The organism is Blastococcus sp. TF02A-26 (assembly GCF_003319125.1).
Taxonomy (GTDB): Bacteria; Actinomycetota; Actinomycetes; order Mycobacteriales; family Geodermatophilaceae; genus Trujillonella.
Genome location: NZ_QOHG01000014.1, coordinates 23,925 through 41,438, shown reverse-complemented (window position 1 = coordinate 41,438; position 17,514 = coordinate 23,925). Strand labels below are relative to the sequence as shown.

The window sequence follows — 17,514 nt, the reverse complement described above, 5'->3', positions numbered from 1 at the left end:
GGGGCAACCCCGGTCAGCCGGCGATACCGCACTCGGGCGCCGCCGCCCCCTGGATGAAGCCGGCCCGGAAGGCCCCGACGAGCTCGAAGCCGGTGGCGGTGGTGTTGGGCAGCACGCTGTCGGTCTGCCCGTAGGTGAGCAGGAACAGGATCGCCTCGTCGACGTCGCCCGGGCTGAGCTGGACGCCCTCCCCATCGGGGTTGAAGTCCCCGTTGAAGAAGGCGGCCGTGTAGCTGCCGGTCAGGCAGACGCTGGACACCGTGGACTCGTCGTCGTCGGTGGACAGCCCCAGGTGCGCCCGCGCCGCCTCGGCGTACGGCAGGGAGATCGCCGTCGCGACGGCGAAGTCGCCGATCTCGCCGTACGCCGGCTCCAGCAGCTCCGCCTCGTCGACGTAGACGGTGTTGTCGTCGGCGCAGAAGCCCACGTCGCGGTCCTCGGCGCCCATGTCGCCGCAGCCCGGGGCGGTCCCGTCGAACAGCTCCACGGCGGGCTGGTCGAACCCGTCGAGCCAGTCGCCCTCGAAGAACACCGGCAGGGACTGGTCGATGATGTCGAAGATGACGTCGTAGTCGGCGTTGCCCTCGGTGTCGAGGTCCTGCTGGGAGAACTCGTCGACCGTGAAGACACGGTCTGGCCCGTAGTTGTCACGGCAGGAACCGACGCCGTCGGTGTAGCCCTCGTAGAAGCCCGACACCCGGTCGAACCCGGAACCGTGCGCACCCTCCACGTCGGTGTCGGTCTGGCCCACCGGGTCGCGCAGCTCGAGGAACCCGAGGACGACGTCGTCGAGGTCCTGCAGCCGCACGGTCGTGTGTGCGGCGTTGCCGTCGGCCACCCACCGGGTGAAGGCGCCGGCGAAGCAGTCGGCCTGCGTCTCGTCGCGGATGGTGACCTCGCTGAAGCCGAAGCGGCCCTGCATGGCGTGCCCGAACTCGTGCGCCATCACCGCCGGGCCGATGTACGGGCCGAACTGCTCGCTGAGCTCCCGCAGCAGCGCCGAGTCGTAGACGATCACGTCGCAGTCCTGCTGGTAGAACGCGTTGCCCTCCACCTCGGCCGGGTCGATCGGGATCTCGTCGCAGCCGACGCCGGTGTCGCTCGGGTAGAGGTCCTCGTCGATGTCCTCGGTGTCGACCGACCAGAACCCGCCCGCGAGCTGGGTGAAGTCGTCCTCGTAGAACTCTGGGAAGGCGTCGGACCAGAAGGTGGTCAGGTCGGCCAGGGCGTTGCGGGCGAGCCGGTCGACGTCGCTGTCGTTCGCGCCGGTGACCGGGAACTGGTCCGCCGAGACGTTGCTGACCGGGGGCGTCGAGGCCCCCTGGACGGTGGTGGTGCAGCCGGTGAGCAGCGCGCCGCCCAGGACTGCCGCGGTGACCGCGCGGCGCGAGAGGTGCCTCATGGTGCGGGGGTTCCTCGTCTGCTGGTGGCGCCGCCCGTGCGGCCGTCCGGAGCCGGCTCATGATGCCCCGACGTCGCCGGGCCGGGGAACCGGGTGGTGCGCGCCTCCATCCGGTCGGGGGAGGAGGCGCGCACCGACGTCACCCCTCGTGCAGGAGCCAGACCGTCCCGAGCGGCGGCGCGGAGAGGGTCACCGAGTAGGGCTGACCGTGCCACGGCTGCTCCTCGGCCACGACCGACCCGGAGTTGCCCACGCCCGAGCCGCCGTACCCCTCTGCGTCGGTGTTGAGGACCTCGCGCCAGGTGCCGCCGCGCGGCAGGCCGATCCGGTAGCCGTGGTGCGGCTCGCCGGCGAAGTTGGTGACGACGGCGAGGGCCTGGCCGGAGTCCGGTCCGGACGGGCCGTCCGTCCCTTCGGCGCCGTCCTGGGGCCGCGGCCGGCCGAAGCGCAGGAAGCTGAGCACGTTGCCCGACGCGTCGTTGGCGTCGATCCACCGGAAACCGGCCGGGTCGACGTCCAGCGACCACAGCGCCTCGAGCTCGCGGTAGCGGGCGTTGAGGTCGGTGACCAGCTGCAGGATCCCGCGGTGCGCCGGGTCGTCGAGGTGCCACCAGTCCAGCGACCGGCTCTCGGCCCACTCGGAGTCCTGCGCGAACTCCGAGCCCATGAACAGCAGCTGCTTGCCCGGGTGCGACCACATGAAGGCCAGGTAGGCGCGCAGGTTGGCCAGCTGCTGCCACCGGTCACCGGGCATCTTCCGCAGCAGCGAGCCCTTGCCGTAGACGACCTCGTCGTGGCTGATCGGCAGGACGTAGTTCTCGGAGTAGGCGTAGACCATCGAGAACGTCATCTGGCCGTGGTGGTAGCTGCGGTGCACCGGCTGCTTGCTCATGTACTCGAGCGAGTCGTGCATCCAGCCCATGTTCCACTTGAACCCGAAGCCCAGGCCGCCGAGGTAGGTGGGCCGGGTGACGCCCGGCCAGGCGGTCGACTCCTCGGCGATGGTGACGACGCCGGGCACCTCGCGGTAGACGGTCGCGTTCATCTCCTGCAGGAACGCCACCGCCTCCAGGTTCTCCCGCCCGCCGTGCACGTTCGGCGTCCACTGGCCCTCGGCGCGCGAGTAGTCCAGGTAGAGCATCGAGGCGACCGCGTCGACGCGGATCCCGTCGATGTGGAACTCCTTGCACCAGAAGAGCGCGTTGGCGACCAGGAAGTTGCGCACCTCGGTACGGCCGAAGTCGAAGACGTAGGTGCCCCAGTCCGGCTGCTCGCCGCGGCGCGGGTCGGGGTGCTCGTACAGGGGGGTGCCGTCGAAGCGGGCCAGCGCCCAGGCGTCCTTGGGGAAGTGCGCCGGGACCCAGTCGACGATGACGCCGATGCCGGCCTGGTGCGCCCGGTCGACCAGGTAGCGGAAGTCGTCGGGGCTGCCGAAGCGGGACGTCGGCGCGTAGTAGCTGGTGACCTGGTAGCCCCACGAGCCGCCGAAGGGGTGCTCGGCGACGGGCATGCACTCGATGTGCGTGAAGCCGGCGGCGGCGACGTAGTCCACCAGTTCGTCGGCCAGCTCGCGGTAGGACAGCCCCTGCCGCCAGGAGCCCAGGTGCACCTCGTAGACGCTCATCGGGCGCTCGTGCCAGTTGCCGGCCGCGCGGTCGGTCAGCCACGCCTCGTCGCCCCACTCGTGGGTGGACTCGGTGACGATCGAGGCGTTCAGCGGCGGCACCTCGGTGGCGAACGCCAGCGGGTCGGACTTCTCCCGCCACTCGCCGTCGGCCCCGAGCACGTGGTAGCGGTAGCGGGTGCCGGCCTGCACGCCGGGGATGTAGATCTCCCAGACGCCGGAGGAGCCGAGCGCGCGCATCGGGTAGGCGCGGGCCTCCCAGTAGTCGAAGTCGCCGGTGACCTTGACCCCGCGCGCGTTGGGCGCCCAGACGGCGAACGAGACGCCCTCGACCGGGCCGCGGGGCGTCTCGTAGCGGCGGACGTGCGCGCCGAGCACCTCCCACAGCCGCTCGTGCCGGCCCTCGCGGATGAGGTACTGGTCGAGCTCGCCCACCGTGGGCAGCCAGCGGTAGGGGTCGTCGACGACGAAGGCCTGCCCGGCGTCCGCACCGTCGGCGCGGTAGGAGACCTCGATCCGGTAGTCGCCGGGCTGCTGGGGCAGCAGCGCCTCGTAGATGCCGCCGCCGTGCAGCTGCCGCGCCTCGTACCGGCTGCCGTCCTCGTCCAGGACGGCGACGGAGACGGCGTCGGGACGCAGCGTGCGGACCACCCAGCCGGCCGCGGTCCGGTGCGTGCCGAGGACGGCGTGCGGGTCGTGCGACCAGCCCTCCACCACGGCCCGCAGGTCGTCGCCGCCGACCTCGCGCGCGGCGGTGTCCTCCGGCGCCGGTGCCGGGACGCCGCCGGCGGGTTCCGCGGAGGGCTCGGGGGCACTGTCCGTGGACGTCTCCGCGGGGGTACCGCCGGGAGCCTCTGCCGGGCTCTCGGTCGGGGCCTGCGGCTCGTCCGGCGCGGCCGGGTCGGGGTCCGGCGGCTCGGGCTGGCCGGCCGGCTCCCCGGACGGGGACCCCGGCTCGGCGATGGGGGCCGGCGCCACGACGGGGGTGGCGGTGCCGCCCTGCTCGGCGATGATCTCGGCCTGCGGCTCGTGCAGGTCCGTCGTTCCCGTCGCCGTCGTCTTCTTCCGCGGTGCGCGCTTGGCCGGGGCCTTCTTCGCGGGAGCCGCGTCGGCGTCCGGCGCGGCCGCGGTCTTCTTCGCGGCCTTGCGGGTGGTCTTCTTCGCCGGGGCGCCGTCGGTGGCGGCGGCCGCCTTCTTCACCGGTGCCTTCTTCGCCGCCGCGCGCTTGCGGACCGGCGCAGCGTTGATCACCGGCTCGGCCTCGGCTGCTCGCGCCTGCTCGGCCATCGCGTCGACCGCCTGCTCCAGCTGCTCGCGAGTCGCCGGGTGCTCCGGTGTCTCGGGGGTCGGGGGTCCGTCGGGGGAGCTCATCGCGTCGTCGTCCTCTTCGTCAGCGTCGGTTCTGGCTTCGGGGGCCGGGCCCTGATCAGCCCGCGGCCGCGAGCCGCGCCAGCGACTGCAGCGGGATCATGAGCCAGTGCGGGCGGTTGCGCGCCTCGTACAGGCACTCGTAGACGGCTTTGTCCGCCTCGAACGCGCGCAGGACGGGCGAGCCGCCGCAGGGGTCCAGCCCGCTCGCGGCGGAGTAGCCGGCGCAGAACGCGGTGCGGTTGCGCTCGGCCCACTCCTGCGCCCGGTAGGCGCGCTGGGTGTCCTCGGGCTGCTCCACGAGCATGTGCCGGGCGGCGTAGTCGAAGCTGCGGAGCATGCCGGCGACGTCGCGCATCGGGCTGTCCAGCTGGCGCCGGGCGGCCAGCGGCCGGGCCGGCTCGCCCTCGAAGTCGAGGATGATCCAGCCGGTGGCGGTGCGCAGCACCTGACCCAGGTGCAGGTCGCCGTGCACCCGCTGGCGGCGCACCGGCTCGGGAGCCTCGGCCAGCGCGGCGTACAGCCGGCGCAGCCCGTCGGCGTGCTCCTCCAGCTGCGCCACCACGGCCAGCGCCGCCTCGAGGCGACCGGTCATCTCCTCGGCCGCGGCGGCGTACCAGGCACGGTCGGCGTCCTCGGTCGGCAGGACCCGCGCGAGGTCGGTGTGCACCGACGCCGTCGCCGCGCCCAGCCGCTCGCTGTCGGCGGCGAAGTCGCCACCGACCTCGTCGGCGTGCAGGTCGCCCTCGGCGTACAGGTCGCGCACGCTCGCGGTGGCCAGCCGCCAGCCGTCGCTGGCGTTGGGCACGAACGTCTGCAGCATCGCCACGGTCGCCGGCTCGCGCGACGGATCAGGGTCGTTGATCTCCACGTGCCCGAGCAGCGGCGCGATGTGCTCGTTGCGGGCCTCGCTGAGCGCCGCGTGGATCTCCACGTCCGGGTTCAGTCCCGGCTCCAGCCGGCGGAACAGCTTGAGGATCGCCTCCTGGCCGTAGACCAGGGAGGTGTTGCTCTGCTCGGTGGAGACGATGTCGCCGGGCACGCCCTCGGGGATGGGGGCGACCCCGGCCGGGTGGAAGTGCATCGGCCCGACCGTGTCGGCCGCCACCAGGTGCACCAGCCACGGCGGGGTGGCGTCGCGGTCGCGCAGCGCGTCGTAGGCGTAGTTCTCCCGGTCGCCGCTGGAGACCGCGCCGACGAAGGCCGAGGAGAGCTCCTCGACCACGTGGTCACGCCACGACAGCGGCACCAGGTAGGTGTCGCTGCCACCGTCGGCGTAGCTGACCCGCACCCGGTGCACCGACAGCGCCGGGTCCGACCGGTCGAGGAAGAAGCCCTCCTCCGCGACCCCGGACCACTCCCGGCCCTTGCCGCCGAACCACCGCTGGTGCGGCATCCACTCGCGCAGGATGTCGGTGAGCGCGCTCATCGGTCCCCTCCCGGTGTCTGCTCGTCGTCGGTCTGGCCGACCACCCCGGCGGCGAGCAGCGAGTCCGCGACCGCGCTGCTCGGCTCCAGCTCCCCGGCCTCGGAGGGCTCGGTGTGCGGGACGCTCGGCTTGGACAGCTCGAACCAGTAGAAGCCGTGGCCCGGCAGCGTGAGCATGTACGGCAGGACGCCGATCTGCGGGAACTCGACCCGGCCGGTGAGCTCGATCGGCGTGTAGCCCTCGAACCGGCGCAGGTCCAGCTCCACCGGCTGCGGGAAGCGGGAGAGGTTGTTGACGCAGAGCACGATGTCGTCGCCGAACTCGCGGACGAACGACAGCACCGTCGGGTTGCGGGAGCCGATCTCGGCGTAGCTGCCCAGGCCGAACGTGGGGTGCTGGCCGCGGACGCGGAGCATCTCCCGGATCCAGTGCAGCAGCGAGTTCGTGTTGCGCAGTTGCGACTCGACGTTGGTGACCTGGTAGCCGTACACCGGGTCCTGGTTCAGCGGCAGGTACATCCGCTGCGGGTCGGCGGTGGAGAACCCGCCGTTGCGGTCCGGGGTCCACTGCATCGGGGTGCGGACGCCGTCGCGGTCACCCAGCCAGATGTTGTCGCCCATCCCGATCTCGTCCCCGTAGTAGAGGACCGGGGACCCGGGCAGGCTCAGCAGCAGCGCGTTGAACAGCTCGAGGGTGTCGATGTCGTTGTCCAGCAACGGCGCCAGTCGGCGGCGGATGCCGATGTTGGCCTTCATGCGGGGGTCCTTGGCGTACTCCGCCCACATGTAGTCGCGTTCCTCGTCGGTGACCATCTCGAGGGTCAGCTCGTCGTGGTTGCGCAGGAAGATGCCCCACTGGCAGTTGTCCGGGATGTCCGGCGTCTGGGCCATGATCTCCGAGATCGGGAAGCGCTGCTCCCGCCGGACGCCCATGAACAACCGCGGCATGACCGGGAAGTGGAAGGCCATCTGGCACTCGTCGCCGTCCTCGCCGAAGTACTCGACGACGTCGGCCGGCCACTGGTTGGCCTCGCAGAGCAGCACCCGGTCCGGGTAGTCGCGGTCGACCACCTTGCGCACCTGCTTGAGCAGCTCGTGGGTGCGCGGGAGGTTCTCGCAGTTGGTCCCCTCCTCCTCGAACAGGTAGGGGACGGCGTCCAGGCGGAACCCGTCGATGCCGAGGTCCAGCCAGAAGCGCAGCGCCTCGAGGACCGCCTCGACGACCTTCGGGTTCTCGAAGTTCAGGTCGGGCTGGTGGGAGAAGAAGCGGTGCCAGAAGTACTGCTTGCGGACCGGGTCGAACGTCCAGTTCGAGCTCTCGGTGTCGACGAAGATGATCCGGGCGTCGGCGTAGCCGGTGTCGTCGTCGGCCCACACGTAGAAGTCGCCGTACGGGCCCTCGGGGTCGCTGCGGCTGGCCTGGAACCAGGGGTGCTGGTCCGAGGTGTGGTTCATGACGAAGTCGATGATCAGCCGGATGCCGCGGGAGTGGGCCTCCTCGAGCAGCTCGCGGAAGTCCTCGATGTCGCCGAACTCGGGCAGCACCGCGGTGTAGTCGCTGACGTCGTACCCGCCGTCGCGCAGGGGAGAGGCGAAGAAGGGCGGCAGCCACAGGCAGTCGACGCCGAGCCACTGCAGGTAGTCCAACTTGTCGATCATGCCGCGCAGGTCGCCGACGCCGTCGGCGTTGCTGTCGGCGAAGCCGCGCACGAGGACCTCGTAGAAGACCGCGCGCTTGTACCACTCGGGGTCGGTGCCGGGCGGCGGCAGTGCGGAGCGGCGGGGGCTGTCGGGAACGGGAACCGTCATCGGGAGGAGTGCCCCTCGGGAGTGCTGAGCGGGTGGAGTGGGCGGCCCCCTCGCAGGGGCCCGCCCCGAGCGTGCGAGGGGTGGGGGGCGAGGGGGTCCTTCATCAGGGGACCGCCGGCGGCCAGGTGACCGGCCGGGGGAACGACAGCGAGAAGACGTGGGCCGGCTCGCGGTACGGGTCGAGCTCGACGTAGTTGAACTGGCCCCAGTCGTAGGTGGCGCCCGACAGCTCGTCGTGCACGGTGAACCGCTCGTGCCAGTCCAGCCCGAGGACGCTCAGGTCCAGCGCCGTCGTCCCGATCTGCCGGTTGTGGCTCTCCAGGGCGACCACCACGAGGACGGCGTCCTGCGAGCCGGGGTCGGTCTTGGAGAAACAGATCAGGTTCGGGTTGTCGACCGGGTGGAAGCGCAGCGTGCGCAGCTGGTGCAGCGCCGGGTGCGCGCGGCGGATCTCGTTGAGCCGCTTCAGGTACGGGGCGAGGCTCCGGCCCGACGCCTCGGCGGCGGCCCAGTCGCGCGGCCGCAGCTGGTACTTCTCGCTGTCGAGGTACTCCTCGCTGCCCGGCTTCACGGCCACGTGCTCGAAGAGCTCGTACCCCGAGTAGACGCCCCACGTCGGGCTCATCATCGAGGCCAGGACTGCGCGGATCTTGAACATCGGCGGGCCGCCGAACTGCAGCGACGCGTGCAGGATGTCCGGAGTGTTCACGAAGAAGTTGGGCCGCATGTAGTGCGCGCTCTCGGCGAGCTCGCGGCCGTAGTCCTCGATCTCGCGGCGCTCGGTGCGCCAGGTGAAGTACGTGTAGCTCTGCGTGTACCCGATGCGGGCCAGCTGGTGCATCATCGCCGGCCGGGTGAAGGCCTCGGCGAGGAACAGCACGTCGGGGTGGCTCTGCTTGACGTCCCAGATCAGCCAGTGCCAGAAGTTCAGCGGCTTGGTGTGCGGGTTGTCGACGCGGAAGATCTTCACCCCGGCGTCGATCCAGACCTGGATCACCCGGCGGCACTCGGCGTAGATGCCGGCCGGGTCGTTGTCGAAGTTGATCGGGTAGATGTCCTGGTACTTCTTCGGCGGGTTCTCCGCGTAGGCGATCGTGCCGTCGGGCTTGGTGGTGAACCACTCCGGGTGGCTCTGCACCCACGGGTGGTCCGGCGCCGCCTGCAGGGCGAAGTCCAGCGCCACCTCCATGCCGAGCGAGCGGGTGCGCTCGACGAAGGCGCGGAAGTCGTCCATGGTGCCCAGCCGCGGGTGGACGGCGTCGTGGCCGCCCTCGGCCGAGCCGATCGCCCACGGGGAGCCGACGTCGTCGGGGTCGGGGGTGAGCGTGTTGTTGCGGCCCTTGCGGTTCACCTCGCCGATCGGGTGGATGGGCGGGAGGTACACGACGTCGAAGCCCATGTCGGCCACCGCCGGGAGCCGGTCGGCCGCCGTCGTGAACGTGCCGTGCGTCGCGACGCCGCCGACGACCGGCCCGGTCGACCGGGGGAAGAACTCGTACCAGGACCCGTAGAGCGCGCGGGGCCGGTCGACCCACACCTCGTGGTCGGCCGACGGCGTCACCAGCTCGCGCACCGGGTGGTCGTGCAGGTAGTCCTGGACGGCGGGGGCCAGCGCCGGGGCCACCCGCTCGGGCAGGCCGCGACCGGTGTCGCGCAGGGCGGTGACGGCGTCGGTCAGGCGGGAGCGCCACTCGTCGTCGGCGTCGCTGGCGACCCGCTCGATCAGCCGGGCGCCCTCCTCGAGGTCGTTGGCGAGCTCCTCGGGGCCCTGTCCGGCCTCGATCTTCACCTCGACCGCGTGGTGCCACGTGGCCAGCGGATCGCTCCACGCCTCGACCCGGAACGTCCAGCGGCCCTCCCGGTCCGGCACGACCGTGGCGAGCCAGCGGTCGGGCTCCTCGCTGTAGGGCGCCATGCGGGTGAAGGCGCCGCGGGTGCCGTCGGGAGCGACCCAGACGACGTCCGCGGCGACGGCGTCGTGGCCCTCGCGGAACACGGTGGCGGTGATCGGCAGGTGCTCGCCGACCACGGCGCGGGCCGAGAAGGTCCCGCAGGACACGACGGGGGCGACATCGGTGATGCCGAGACGGAGGTCAGCGCGGCCAGTCATCGCGATCACGCTAGCGAGATCACCCTGGTCGGGCATGTCGGAGCGGGGACGGTCACACCCGCGGGTGCCTCCGGTGGCCCGGGTGCGGACCCCGTCGCGGGGGCGACGGCGGGGCGCTGCCGTCGCTAGTGTCGGCCTCGTGCGTGCTCTCCGACGGTTCACTGTCAGGGCGTCGCTCCCCGAGGAGCTGATGCCGCTCGCCCAACTCGTGATGAACCTCCGGTGGTCGTGGCACCCGGAGACGCGGGACCTCTTCGAGGCGCTCGACCCCGACCTGTGGCGGACCTGCGGGGGTGACCCCGTAAAGGTCCTCGGCGAGGTCTCGGCCGACCGGCTGGCCACCCTCGCCAAGGACCGGCGGTTCGTGCGCCGGATGCAGGACGTCGTGGAGGACCTCGACGACTACCTCTCCGCGCCGCACTGGTACCAGTCGCTGGGGGAGACCGCGCCGGCCTCCATCGCCTACTTCAGCGCCGAGTTCGGCATCACCGAGGTGCTGCCCCAGTACTCCGGCGGCCTCGGCATCCTCGCCGGCGACCACCTCAAGGCGGCCTCCGACCTCGGCGTCCCGCTGATCGGTGTGGGGCTGCTGTACCGCGCCGGCTACTTCGAGCAGGGCCTGTCGGCCGACGGCTGGCAGCTCGAGCACTACCCGGCGCTGGACCCGAACGGCCTGCCGGTCAAGCTGCTGCGCCAGTCCGACGGGACGGCGGTCGTCATCTCCGTGCCGCTGCCCGAGGGCCGCACGCTGTACGCCCACGTGTGGCGCGCCCAGGTGGGCCGGGTGTCGCTGCTGCTGCTCGACAGCGACATCGAGGAGAACGCCCCGGCCGAGCGCGGCGTCACCGACCGGCTCTACGGCGGGGACGAGGACCACCGGCTGCGCCAGGAGATGCTCCTGGGCATCGGCGGCGTGCGGGCGCTGCGGGCCTACTGCCAGCTCACCGGCACCCCGGCGCCGGAGGTCTTCCACGCCAACGAGGGCCACGCCGGCTTCCAGGGCGTCGAGCGGATCCGCGAGCTCACCGAGTCGCACGGGCTCTCGTTCCCCGAGGCGCTGCAGGCGGTGCGCGCCGGCACGGTGTTCACCACGCACACGCCGGTGCCGGCCGGCATCGACCGGTTCCCGCGGGCGCTGATCGAGCGGTACTTCGCCGGCTTCGGGGTGCCGCTGGAGCACCTGATCCCGCTGGGTGCCGAGGACGACCCGACGAAGTTCAACATGGCGCACATGGGCCTGCGGCTGGGCCAGCGCGCCAACGGCGTGAGCCAGCTGCACGGCCACGTCAGCCGCGGGATGTTCCGCGACCTGTGGCCCGGCTTCGACGAGGACGACGTCCCGATCTCGTCGATCACCAACGGCGTGCACGCGCCCACCTGGACCGCCCGGGAGCTGGTGGACCTCGGCACCCAGAGCTCGCGCACCGGTGACCCCTTCTCCGCCGAGCAGCCGGTCGCCTTCGACGGTGTGGACCGGATCAGCGCCGGCGAGCTGTGGAGCGTCCGGCGGATGCTGCGCGTCCGGCTGGTCGAGGAGGTGCGCCGCCGGCTGCGGGAGACCGCGCTGTCGCGGGGCGCGGCCGAGGCCGAGGTGGGGTGGACCGACACGGCGTTCGACCCCGACGTCCTCACCATCGGCTTCGCCCGGCGGGTGCCCAGCTACAAGCGGCTGACCCTGATGCTGCGCGACCCCGAGCGGCTGCGGGCGCTGCTGCTGGACCCCGACCGGCCCGTCCAGCTGGTCATCGCCGGCAAGAGCCACCCCGCCGACGACGGCGGCAAGCAGCTCATCCAGCAGATGGTGAAGTTCGCCGACGACCCGGCCGTCCGCCACCGCATCGCCTTCCTCCCCGGCTACGACATCGGCATGGCCCGGTACCTCTACTGGGGCTGCGACGTCTGGCTGAACAACCCGCTGCGGCCGCTGGAGGCCTGCGGCACCTCGGGCATGAAGGCGGCGCTGAACGGCGGGCTGAACCTCTCCATCCGCGACGGCTGGTGGGACGAGTGGTTCGACGGCCAGAACGGCTGGGCGATCCCGACCGCCGACGGCGTCGTCGACCCCGACCGCCGCGACGACGTCGAGGCCCGGGCGATCTACGACCTGCTGGGCACCCAGGTCATCCCGCGCTTCTACGAGACCGACCGCGACGGCATCCCGAGCCGGTGGGTGGAGATGGTGCGGCACACGCTGCGCGAGACCGGGCCCCGGGTGCTGGCGACGCGGATGGTCCGTGACTACGTGCAGCGGCTCTACGTGCCGGCCGCCGGCTCGGCCCGGAGCATGGCCGAGGGCGGCTACGCCCCCGCGCGGGAGGAGTCGGCCTGGCGGGCCCGGCTGCAGGAGCGCTGGAGCAGCATCCGGGTCGCGCACGTGGAGGCGACCGGTGCCGGTGACACCCCGGAGATCGGCAGCACCCTCGCCCTGCGCGCGGAGGTGGAGCTGCCGGGGCTGGCGCCCGGCGACGTCGAGGTGCAGGCGGCCTACGGCCGGGTCGACGACGCCGACGGGCTGCACGACGTCACGACGGTGCCCATGACCCACGAGCAGACCGACGGCTCCCGGCACTGGTTCACCGCGACGCTCCCGCTGGAGCGGACGGGCGCCTTCGGCTACACGGTGCGCGTGCTGCCGCAGTCGGCGCACCTGGCCGACCCGGCGGAGCTCGGGCTCGTCGCCACGGCCTGAGGCGCGGTCCGTTCACCACCCGTCACGCCGGGCTCACGCTTCCCTGCAGGTCAGGGGGCACCCGGCGTGGCGGGGTGGACGGACCCGCCGAGTTCCGTTCGCGGTCACTAGGCTGGCGGGCATGCCCGACCGCTGTGAAGTCCTGCCCGGAGACTCCGTCGTCGCCCGTCGCGGCGGCGGTCTGCTGTGGGTGGACGCTCCCGGTTCCCCCGCCCTGGCGGCCGCCCTGCACGCCTGCCTCGGCGTCTCCGGCCCGGGCGCCGACCGGGTCCTCGCCGCGGTCGCCGGTCAGGTCGCCGCGCTGGGCGGCAGCTCGGCCTCCTTCGCCCTCGTCCTGGTCGACACCGCGGGCGGCTCGGGCACCGGCGTCGCGCTGTGGGCCGGCAAGGGCCAGCCCGCGGTGGACGGCGTCCCGGTCGCCGGCCTGCAGGTGGAGGGCGGCTGCACGCTGGCCGCCGGGTTCCAGCTGGGCGCCAACCTCTACGTCGGGCCCGGCCAGCCGGTGCCGACCATGCCCCCGGGCGTCGCCTACGACCTCGTCGAGGGCACCGTCCCCGGCAGCGGCGCGATGCTGCAGCTCGCCGCGGTGGCGCACCCCTCCGCCGCGGTGGTGCCCGAGGCCACGCAGGCCCCGTCGTCCTTCTCGGCCGGCTCGGACGCCGGCTTCGGTGCGCCCAGCGGTGGCTACGCCTCCGCCGGCGCCGTGCAGGGCCCCGGTACCGACGGCGGGGAGGCGACCGCGTTCTGGAAGCCGGACTCGCCCGCGGCGCCGATCCTCCGCTTCGACGACGGCCTGGTCGTCACGGTCGACGAGGACCTGGTCCTCGGCCGCCGTCCCGACAGCCACGAACTGGTGGCCGCCGGGAACGCCCGCCCCGTGCCGATCGCCGACACCCAGAACGTGCTCTCCTCGGCCCACGCCGCCGTCCAGCGCCAGGGCCGCGAGGTCTCGCTGGTCGACCTCGGCTCGCTGAACGGCACCCACGTCGCCGGCCCCGAGGCCACCGAGTGGACCCAGCTCGAGCCCGGCGTCGCGCATCCGCTCTCCGACGGCGACCGCCTGCTGCTGGGCTGGACCGTCATCACCTTCGAGCAGCCGCAGGACTGACCTCCCGCACCGCCTTGCCCCGTGGCCCGGAACCGCATCGGTTCCGGGCCACGGGCGTTCAGAGCTGCGGCCGCCGTCAGGGCTTGCGGAGCACCCGCAGCAGCCAGACCGTGCGGGACGGGAGCTCGATCGGGCCCGGGGCGACGACCGTCGGCCGGGGCGGGGCGCCGGTCGGGTACTCGGTGGAGACGACGAACTCGTAGCCGTCGCTCCACGGCGCTCCCGGCAGCGTCACCTCGACCGCGTCCGGGCCGGCGTTCAGCCACACCAGGTAGGACTCGTCGTGCACCGGGTGGCCGAACTCGTCGCGATGCCGGATGCCGCGCCCGTCGAGGTACATGCCGATGGTCTGCAGGTCGGTGTCGAACCACTCGGCGGTGGTGAGCTGGCCGCCACCGGGAGCGAACCAGGCGAGGTCGCGGGTGCCGCCCGTGCCGGGGATCTCGTGCCCGTCGAAGAAGGCGACCTGGCGCAGCACGGGGGAGTCGCGCCGGATGCGGACCAGGCGGGCCACGAACGCCATCAGGTCGCCGTCCACGTCGTCCCAGTCGATCCAGGAGATGTCGTTGTCCTGGCAGTAGGCGTTGTTGTTGCCGCCCTGCGTCCGGCCGAGCTCGTCGCCGGCGGTCAGCATCGGCACGCCGGTCGACAGCAGCAGCGTCGCCAGCATGTTGCGCACCTGCCGGGCGCGGAGCTCGATGACCGCCGGGTCGTCGGTGGGCCCCTCGACGCCGCAGTTCCAGTTCCGGTTGTGGCTCTCGCCGTCCCGGTTGTCCTCCCCGTTGGCCTCGTTGCGCTTGTGCTCGTAGGTGACCAGGTCCCGCATCGGGAAGCCGTCGTGCGCGGTGACGAAGTTGACGCTGGCGAACGGGCGCCGGCCGTCGGACCGGTAGAGGTCCGAGGAGCCGGTGAGCCGGTAGGCGAGGTCGCGGACGCCGACGTGCGCGCCGGACCAGACATCGCGCACCGTGTCGCGGTAGAGCCCGTTCCACTCGGTCCACAGCGGCGGGAAGTTGCCGACCTGGTAGCCGCCCTCGCCGACGTCCCACGGCTCGGCGATGAGCTTCACCTGGCTGACCACCGGGTCCTGGTGGATCACGTCGAAGAACGCCGACAGCCGGTCGACGTCGTGGAACGACCGGGCCAGCGCCGCGGCGAGGTCGAACCGGAACCCGTCGACGTGCATCTCGGTCACCCAGTACCGCAGCGAGTCCATGAGCAGGGCCAGCACCTGCGGACGCCGGACGTCGAGGGTGTTCCCGCAGCCGGTGTAGTCGGTGTAGCGGGCGGGGTTGGCGCCGTCCAGCCGGTAGTAGCCGCGGTTGTCGATGCCCTTGAACGACAGCGTCGGCCCGGCGTGGTCGCCCTCGGCGGTGTGGTTGTAGACGACGTCGAGGACCACCTCGATGCCGGCCGCGTGCAGCGCCTTGACCATCGCCTTGAACTCGGTGACCTGCCGGCCGCCGGAGCCCGACGCGCTGTAGGCCGCGTGCGGGGCGAAGTAGCCCAGGGTGTTGTAGCCCCAGTAGTTGGTCAGGCCGCGCCGGAGCAGGTGCGGCTCGCTGACGAAGTGGTGCACCGGCAGCAGCTCCATCGCGGTGACGCCGAGCGACTGCAGGTGCTCGACGAAGGCGGGGTGGGCCAGGCCCGCGTAGGTGCCGCGCAGCGCCGGGGGGACGTCGGGATGGCGCATCGTGGCCCCGCGCACGTGCACCTCGTAGATCACGGTGTCCGTCCACGGGATGCGCGGCGCGGTGTCGCCGTCCCACGGGAACGGGTCGTGGACCACGACCCCGCGCGGTACGTACGGCGCCGAGTCGCTGGTCTCGGGAGTGCCCGAGTCGACCGCGTCGCCCGGGTGGCCGAACAGCGAGGGGTGCAGCGTCAGGTCGCCGTCGACGGCGCGGGTGTAGGGGTCCACCAGCAGCTTCGCCGGGTTGTAGCGCAGCCCCGAGCCGGGGTCGTAGCCGCCGTGCACCCGGTAGCCGTAGCGCTGGCCGGGGCCGATGCCGCTCACCCGGCCGTGCCAGACCTGGTGGGTGTTCTCCTGCAGCCGGTGGCGGTGCTCGGTGCCGTCGTGGTCGAACAGGCACAGGTCGACCGCCTGCGCCCCGGCCGACCAGAGGGCGAAGTTGGTGCCGGTGCCGTCCCAGTGCGCACCCAGCGGTGCGGGGGAGCCCGGCCAGACCTCGAGGTCGTTCGCGGCGCGCATCTCCCGATCCTGCCAACCCCGACCGCCGGGCGGGTTGGTTGGATGAGGTCGTGTCGAGCGCCGCGTTGTCCGAGCCCGTCGTCGAGCTCCGCGGGGTGGACGTCGTCCGCGGTCAGAACTCCCTGCTGAGCGGCGTCGACTGGACCGTCCGGGCCGAGGAGCGCTGGGTCCTGCTCGGTCCCAACGGCGCGGGGAAGACGACGCTGCTGCAGCTGGTGTCGGCGCACATGCACCCCACCCGCGGCGAGGTGCGGCTGCTGGGGGAGACCCTCGGCGCGGTCGACGTCTTCGAGCTGCGGCCCCGGATCGGGCTCACCAGCGCCGCGCTCGCCCAGCGGATCGGCCCGGCCGAGCGCACCGGCGACGTCGTCGTCTCCGCCGGGTACGCCGTCGTCGGCCGCTGGCGGGAGCGGTACGACATCGCCGACCTGACCCGCGCCGCGATGCTCATGCGGCAGTGGGGCGTCGAGGGCTTCGCCCACCGCCCGTTCGGCACGCTCAGCGAGGGCGAGCGCAAGCGGGTGCAGATCGCCCGCGCGCTGATGCCGGACCCGGAGCTGCTGCTGCTCGACGAGCCCGGCGCCGGGCTGGACCTCGCCGGCCGCGAGGACCTCGTCGCCCGCCTGTCCGACCTCGCCGGCTACCTCTACGCGCCGGCGCAGGTGCTGGTCACCCACCACGTCGAGGAGATCCCGCCCGGCTACACGCACGCGCTGCTGCTGCGCGAGGGCCGGGTGGTCGACGCCGGTCCGCTCGAGCGGGTCGTGACCGCCGAGGGGCTGTCGGAGACCTTCGGGCTGCCGCTGCGCCTGGACCGTGCCGACGGCCGCTTCTCCGCCCGTCGCGCCCGCTGAGCGGCCCCGCCGTCCTGGGCATGGGTACCGATACCTGTGCCCGGAGCCCCGGCGACGCGGGTATGGGTACCCATGCCCCGGGGTTAGGGTCCCGGACATGTCAGCCGCGCACGAGTTCGTGACCCTGCAGGTCGAGGACGGGGTGGGCACGATCCGCCTCGACCGTCCCAAGATGAACGCGATCAACGACCAGCTGCACCGCGAGGTCCGCGCCGTCTCGATGGAGGCCGGTGCTCGCGAGGACGTGCGCGCGGTCGTGATCTACGGCGGCGAGCGGGTGTTCGCCGCCGGCGCCGACATCAAGGCGATGGCCCAGCTCGACGCCCGCGGCATGGCCGCCTGGGGCCGAGAGCTGCAGGAGTCCTTCATCGCCGTGCAGCGCATCCCCAGGCCGGTCATCGCCGCGATCACCGGCTACGCCCTCGGCGGCGGCTACGAGCTCGCGCTCTGCGCCGACTTCCGCGTGATGGGCGCCGGCGCCAAGGTCGGCCAGCCCGAGATCCAGCTCGGCGTCATCCCGGGTGCGGGCGGCACCCAGCGCCTGGCCCGCCTGGTCGGCCCGGCCAAGGCCAAGGACCTCGTGTTCACCGGCCGCCACGTCGGCGCGGAGGAGGCGCTGGAGATGGGGCTGGCCGACGCCGTCGTCCCCGACGACGAGGTGTACTCCACCGCCATGGCCATGGCGCGGCGGTTCGCCCAGGGCCCGACGGCCGCCCTGGCCGCGGCCAAGCAGGCGATCGAGGACGGCCTGGACATGACGCTGTCGCAGGGCCTGGCCCTGGAGACCCGGCTGTTCTCCGGTCTCTTCGGCACCGAGGACCAGCAGCACGGGATGCAGTCGTTCATCGAGAACGGCCCGGGGAAGGCCACCTTCACCGGTCGCTGACTCGCCCGTTCGCGGACTGTTCGC

The 17,514-nt window shown here is 72.6% G+C and carries 10 protein-coding genes; 4 read left to right on the top strand and 6 right to left on the bottom strand.

What is annotated here, in order from left to right:
* Window positions 1–13 precede the first annotated feature (13 nt).
* From DQ240_RS15870 to DQ240_RS15850, 5 genes are all read right to left on the bottom strand, one after another.
* Window positions 14–1,402 carry a hypothetical protein gene (locus DQ240_RS15870; RefSeq protein WP_113840595.1) on the bottom strand — a complete coding sequence of 463 codons (1,389 nt, stop codon included), beginning with the start codon at window positions 1,400–1,402 and terminating at the stop codon, window positions 14–16.
* A 139-nt stretch (window positions 1,403–1,541) separates the two neighbouring features.
* Complete coding sequence (glgB, locus tag DQ240_RS15865; RefSeq protein ID WP_113840594.1) at window positions 1,542–4,397, bottom strand: 1,4-alpha-glucan branching protein GlgB; 2,856 nt, start codon at window positions 4,395–4,397, stop codon at window positions 1,542–1,544.
* A gap of 55 nt (window positions 4,398–4,452) precedes the next feature.
* On the bottom strand, window positions 4,453–5,823 hold the full coding sequence (locus tag DQ240_RS15860; RefSeq protein ID WP_113840593.1) for a phosphotransferase: 1,371 nt from the start codon (window positions 5,821–5,823) through the stop codon (window positions 4,453–4,455).
* On the bottom strand, window positions 5,820–7,631 hold the full coding sequence (treS, locus tag DQ240_RS15855; protein ID WP_113840592.1) for a maltose alpha-D-glucosyltransferase: 1,812 nt from the start codon (window positions 7,629–7,631) through the stop codon (window positions 5,820–5,822). Before treS ends, DQ240_RS15860 begins: the two co-directional genes overlap by 4 nt.
* A 103-nt stretch (window positions 7,632–7,734) precedes the next feature.
* Window positions 7,735–9,741 carry an alpha-1,4-glucan--maltose-1-phosphate maltosyltransferase gene (locus tag DQ240_RS15850; protein WP_113840676.1) on the bottom strand — a complete coding sequence of 669 codons (2,007 nt, stop codon included), beginning with the start codon at window positions 9,739–9,741 and terminating at the stop codon, window positions 7,735–7,737.
* 82 nt (window positions 9,742–9,823) lie between these two features.
* Between DQ240_RS15850 and glgP the strand changes: the two genes are divergently transcribed.
* Together glgP and DQ240_RS15840 are read left to right on the top strand one after the other, a co-directional pair.
* Window positions 9,824–12,430, top strand: a complete 2,607-nt coding sequence (gene glgP / locus DQ240_RS15845) for an alpha-glucan family phosphorylase (protein ID WP_369832013.1) — start codon at window positions 9,824–9,826, stop codon at window positions 12,428–12,430.
* 121 nt (window positions 12,431–12,551) lie between these two features.
* Entirely contained in the window at window positions 12,552–13,538 is a 987-nt protein-coding gene (locus DQ240_RS15840; protein WP_113840590.1) for an FHA domain-containing protein, read from the top strand.
* A gap of 76 nt (window positions 13,539–13,614) precedes the next feature.
* Here DQ240_RS15840 and glgX read toward each other — a convergent pair whose 3' ends face one another.
* Window positions 13,615–15,750, bottom strand: coding sequence for a glycogen debranching protein GlgX (glgX, locus tag DQ240_RS15835; protein ID WP_113840589.1), 2,136 nt, complete (start codon window positions 15,748–15,750; stop codon window positions 13,615–13,617).
* A gap of 50 nt (window positions 15,751–15,800) precedes the next feature.
* Here glgX and DQ240_RS15830 point away from each other — a divergent pair, with 50 nt between their 5' ends.
* A complete protein-coding gene (locus tag DQ240_RS15830; protein WP_113840588.1) occupies window positions 15,801–16,604 on the top strand; it encodes an ABC transporter ATP-binding protein in 804 nt (267 codons plus the stop codon).
* Between the two features lie 97 nt (window positions 16,605–16,701).
* Window positions 16,702–17,490: an enoyl-CoA hydratase/isomerase family protein gene (locus tag DQ240_RS15825; protein WP_113840587.1), complete on the top strand. Its 789-nt coding sequence runs from the start codon at window positions 16,702–16,704 to the stop codon at window positions 17,488–17,490.
* Window positions 17,491–17,514: the final 24 nt, after the last annotated feature.

What these genes read in the sequence shown, in the direction of transcription:
- DQ240_RS15870 (WP_113840595.1), bottom strand. Translation starts at nt 1,402, where the DNA reads ATGAGGCACCTCTCGCGCCGCGCGGTCACCGCGGCAGTCCTGGGCGGC.
- glgB (WP_113840594.1), bottom strand. Translation starts at nt 4,397, where the DNA reads ATGAGCTCCCCCGACGGACCCCCGACCCCCGAGACACCGGAGCACCCG.
- DQ240_RS15860 (WP_113840593.1), bottom strand. Translation starts at nt 5,823, where the DNA reads ATGAGCGCGCTCACCGACATCCTGCGCGAGTGGATGCCGCACCAGCGG.
- treS (WP_113840592.1), bottom strand. Translation starts at nt 7,631, where the DNA reads ATGACGGTTCCCGTTCCCGACAGCCCCCGCCGCTCCGCACTGCCGCCG.
- DQ240_RS15850 (WP_113840676.1), bottom strand. Translation starts at nt 9,741, where the DNA reads ATGACTGGCCGCGCTGACCTCCGTCTCGGCATCACCGATGTCGCCCCC.
- DQ240_RS15840 (WP_113840590.1), top strand. Translation starts at nt 12,552, where the DNA reads ATGCCCGACCGCTGTGAAGTCCTGCCCGGAGACTCCGTCGTCGCCCGT.
- glgX (WP_113840589.1), bottom strand. Translation starts at nt 15,750, where the DNA reads ATGCGCGCCGCGAACGACCTCGAGGTCTGGCCGGGCTCCCCCGCACCG.
- DQ240_RS15825 (WP_113840587.1), top strand. Translation starts at nt 16,702, where the DNA reads ATGTCAGCCGCGCACGAGTTCGTGACCCTGCAGGTCGAGGACGGGGTG.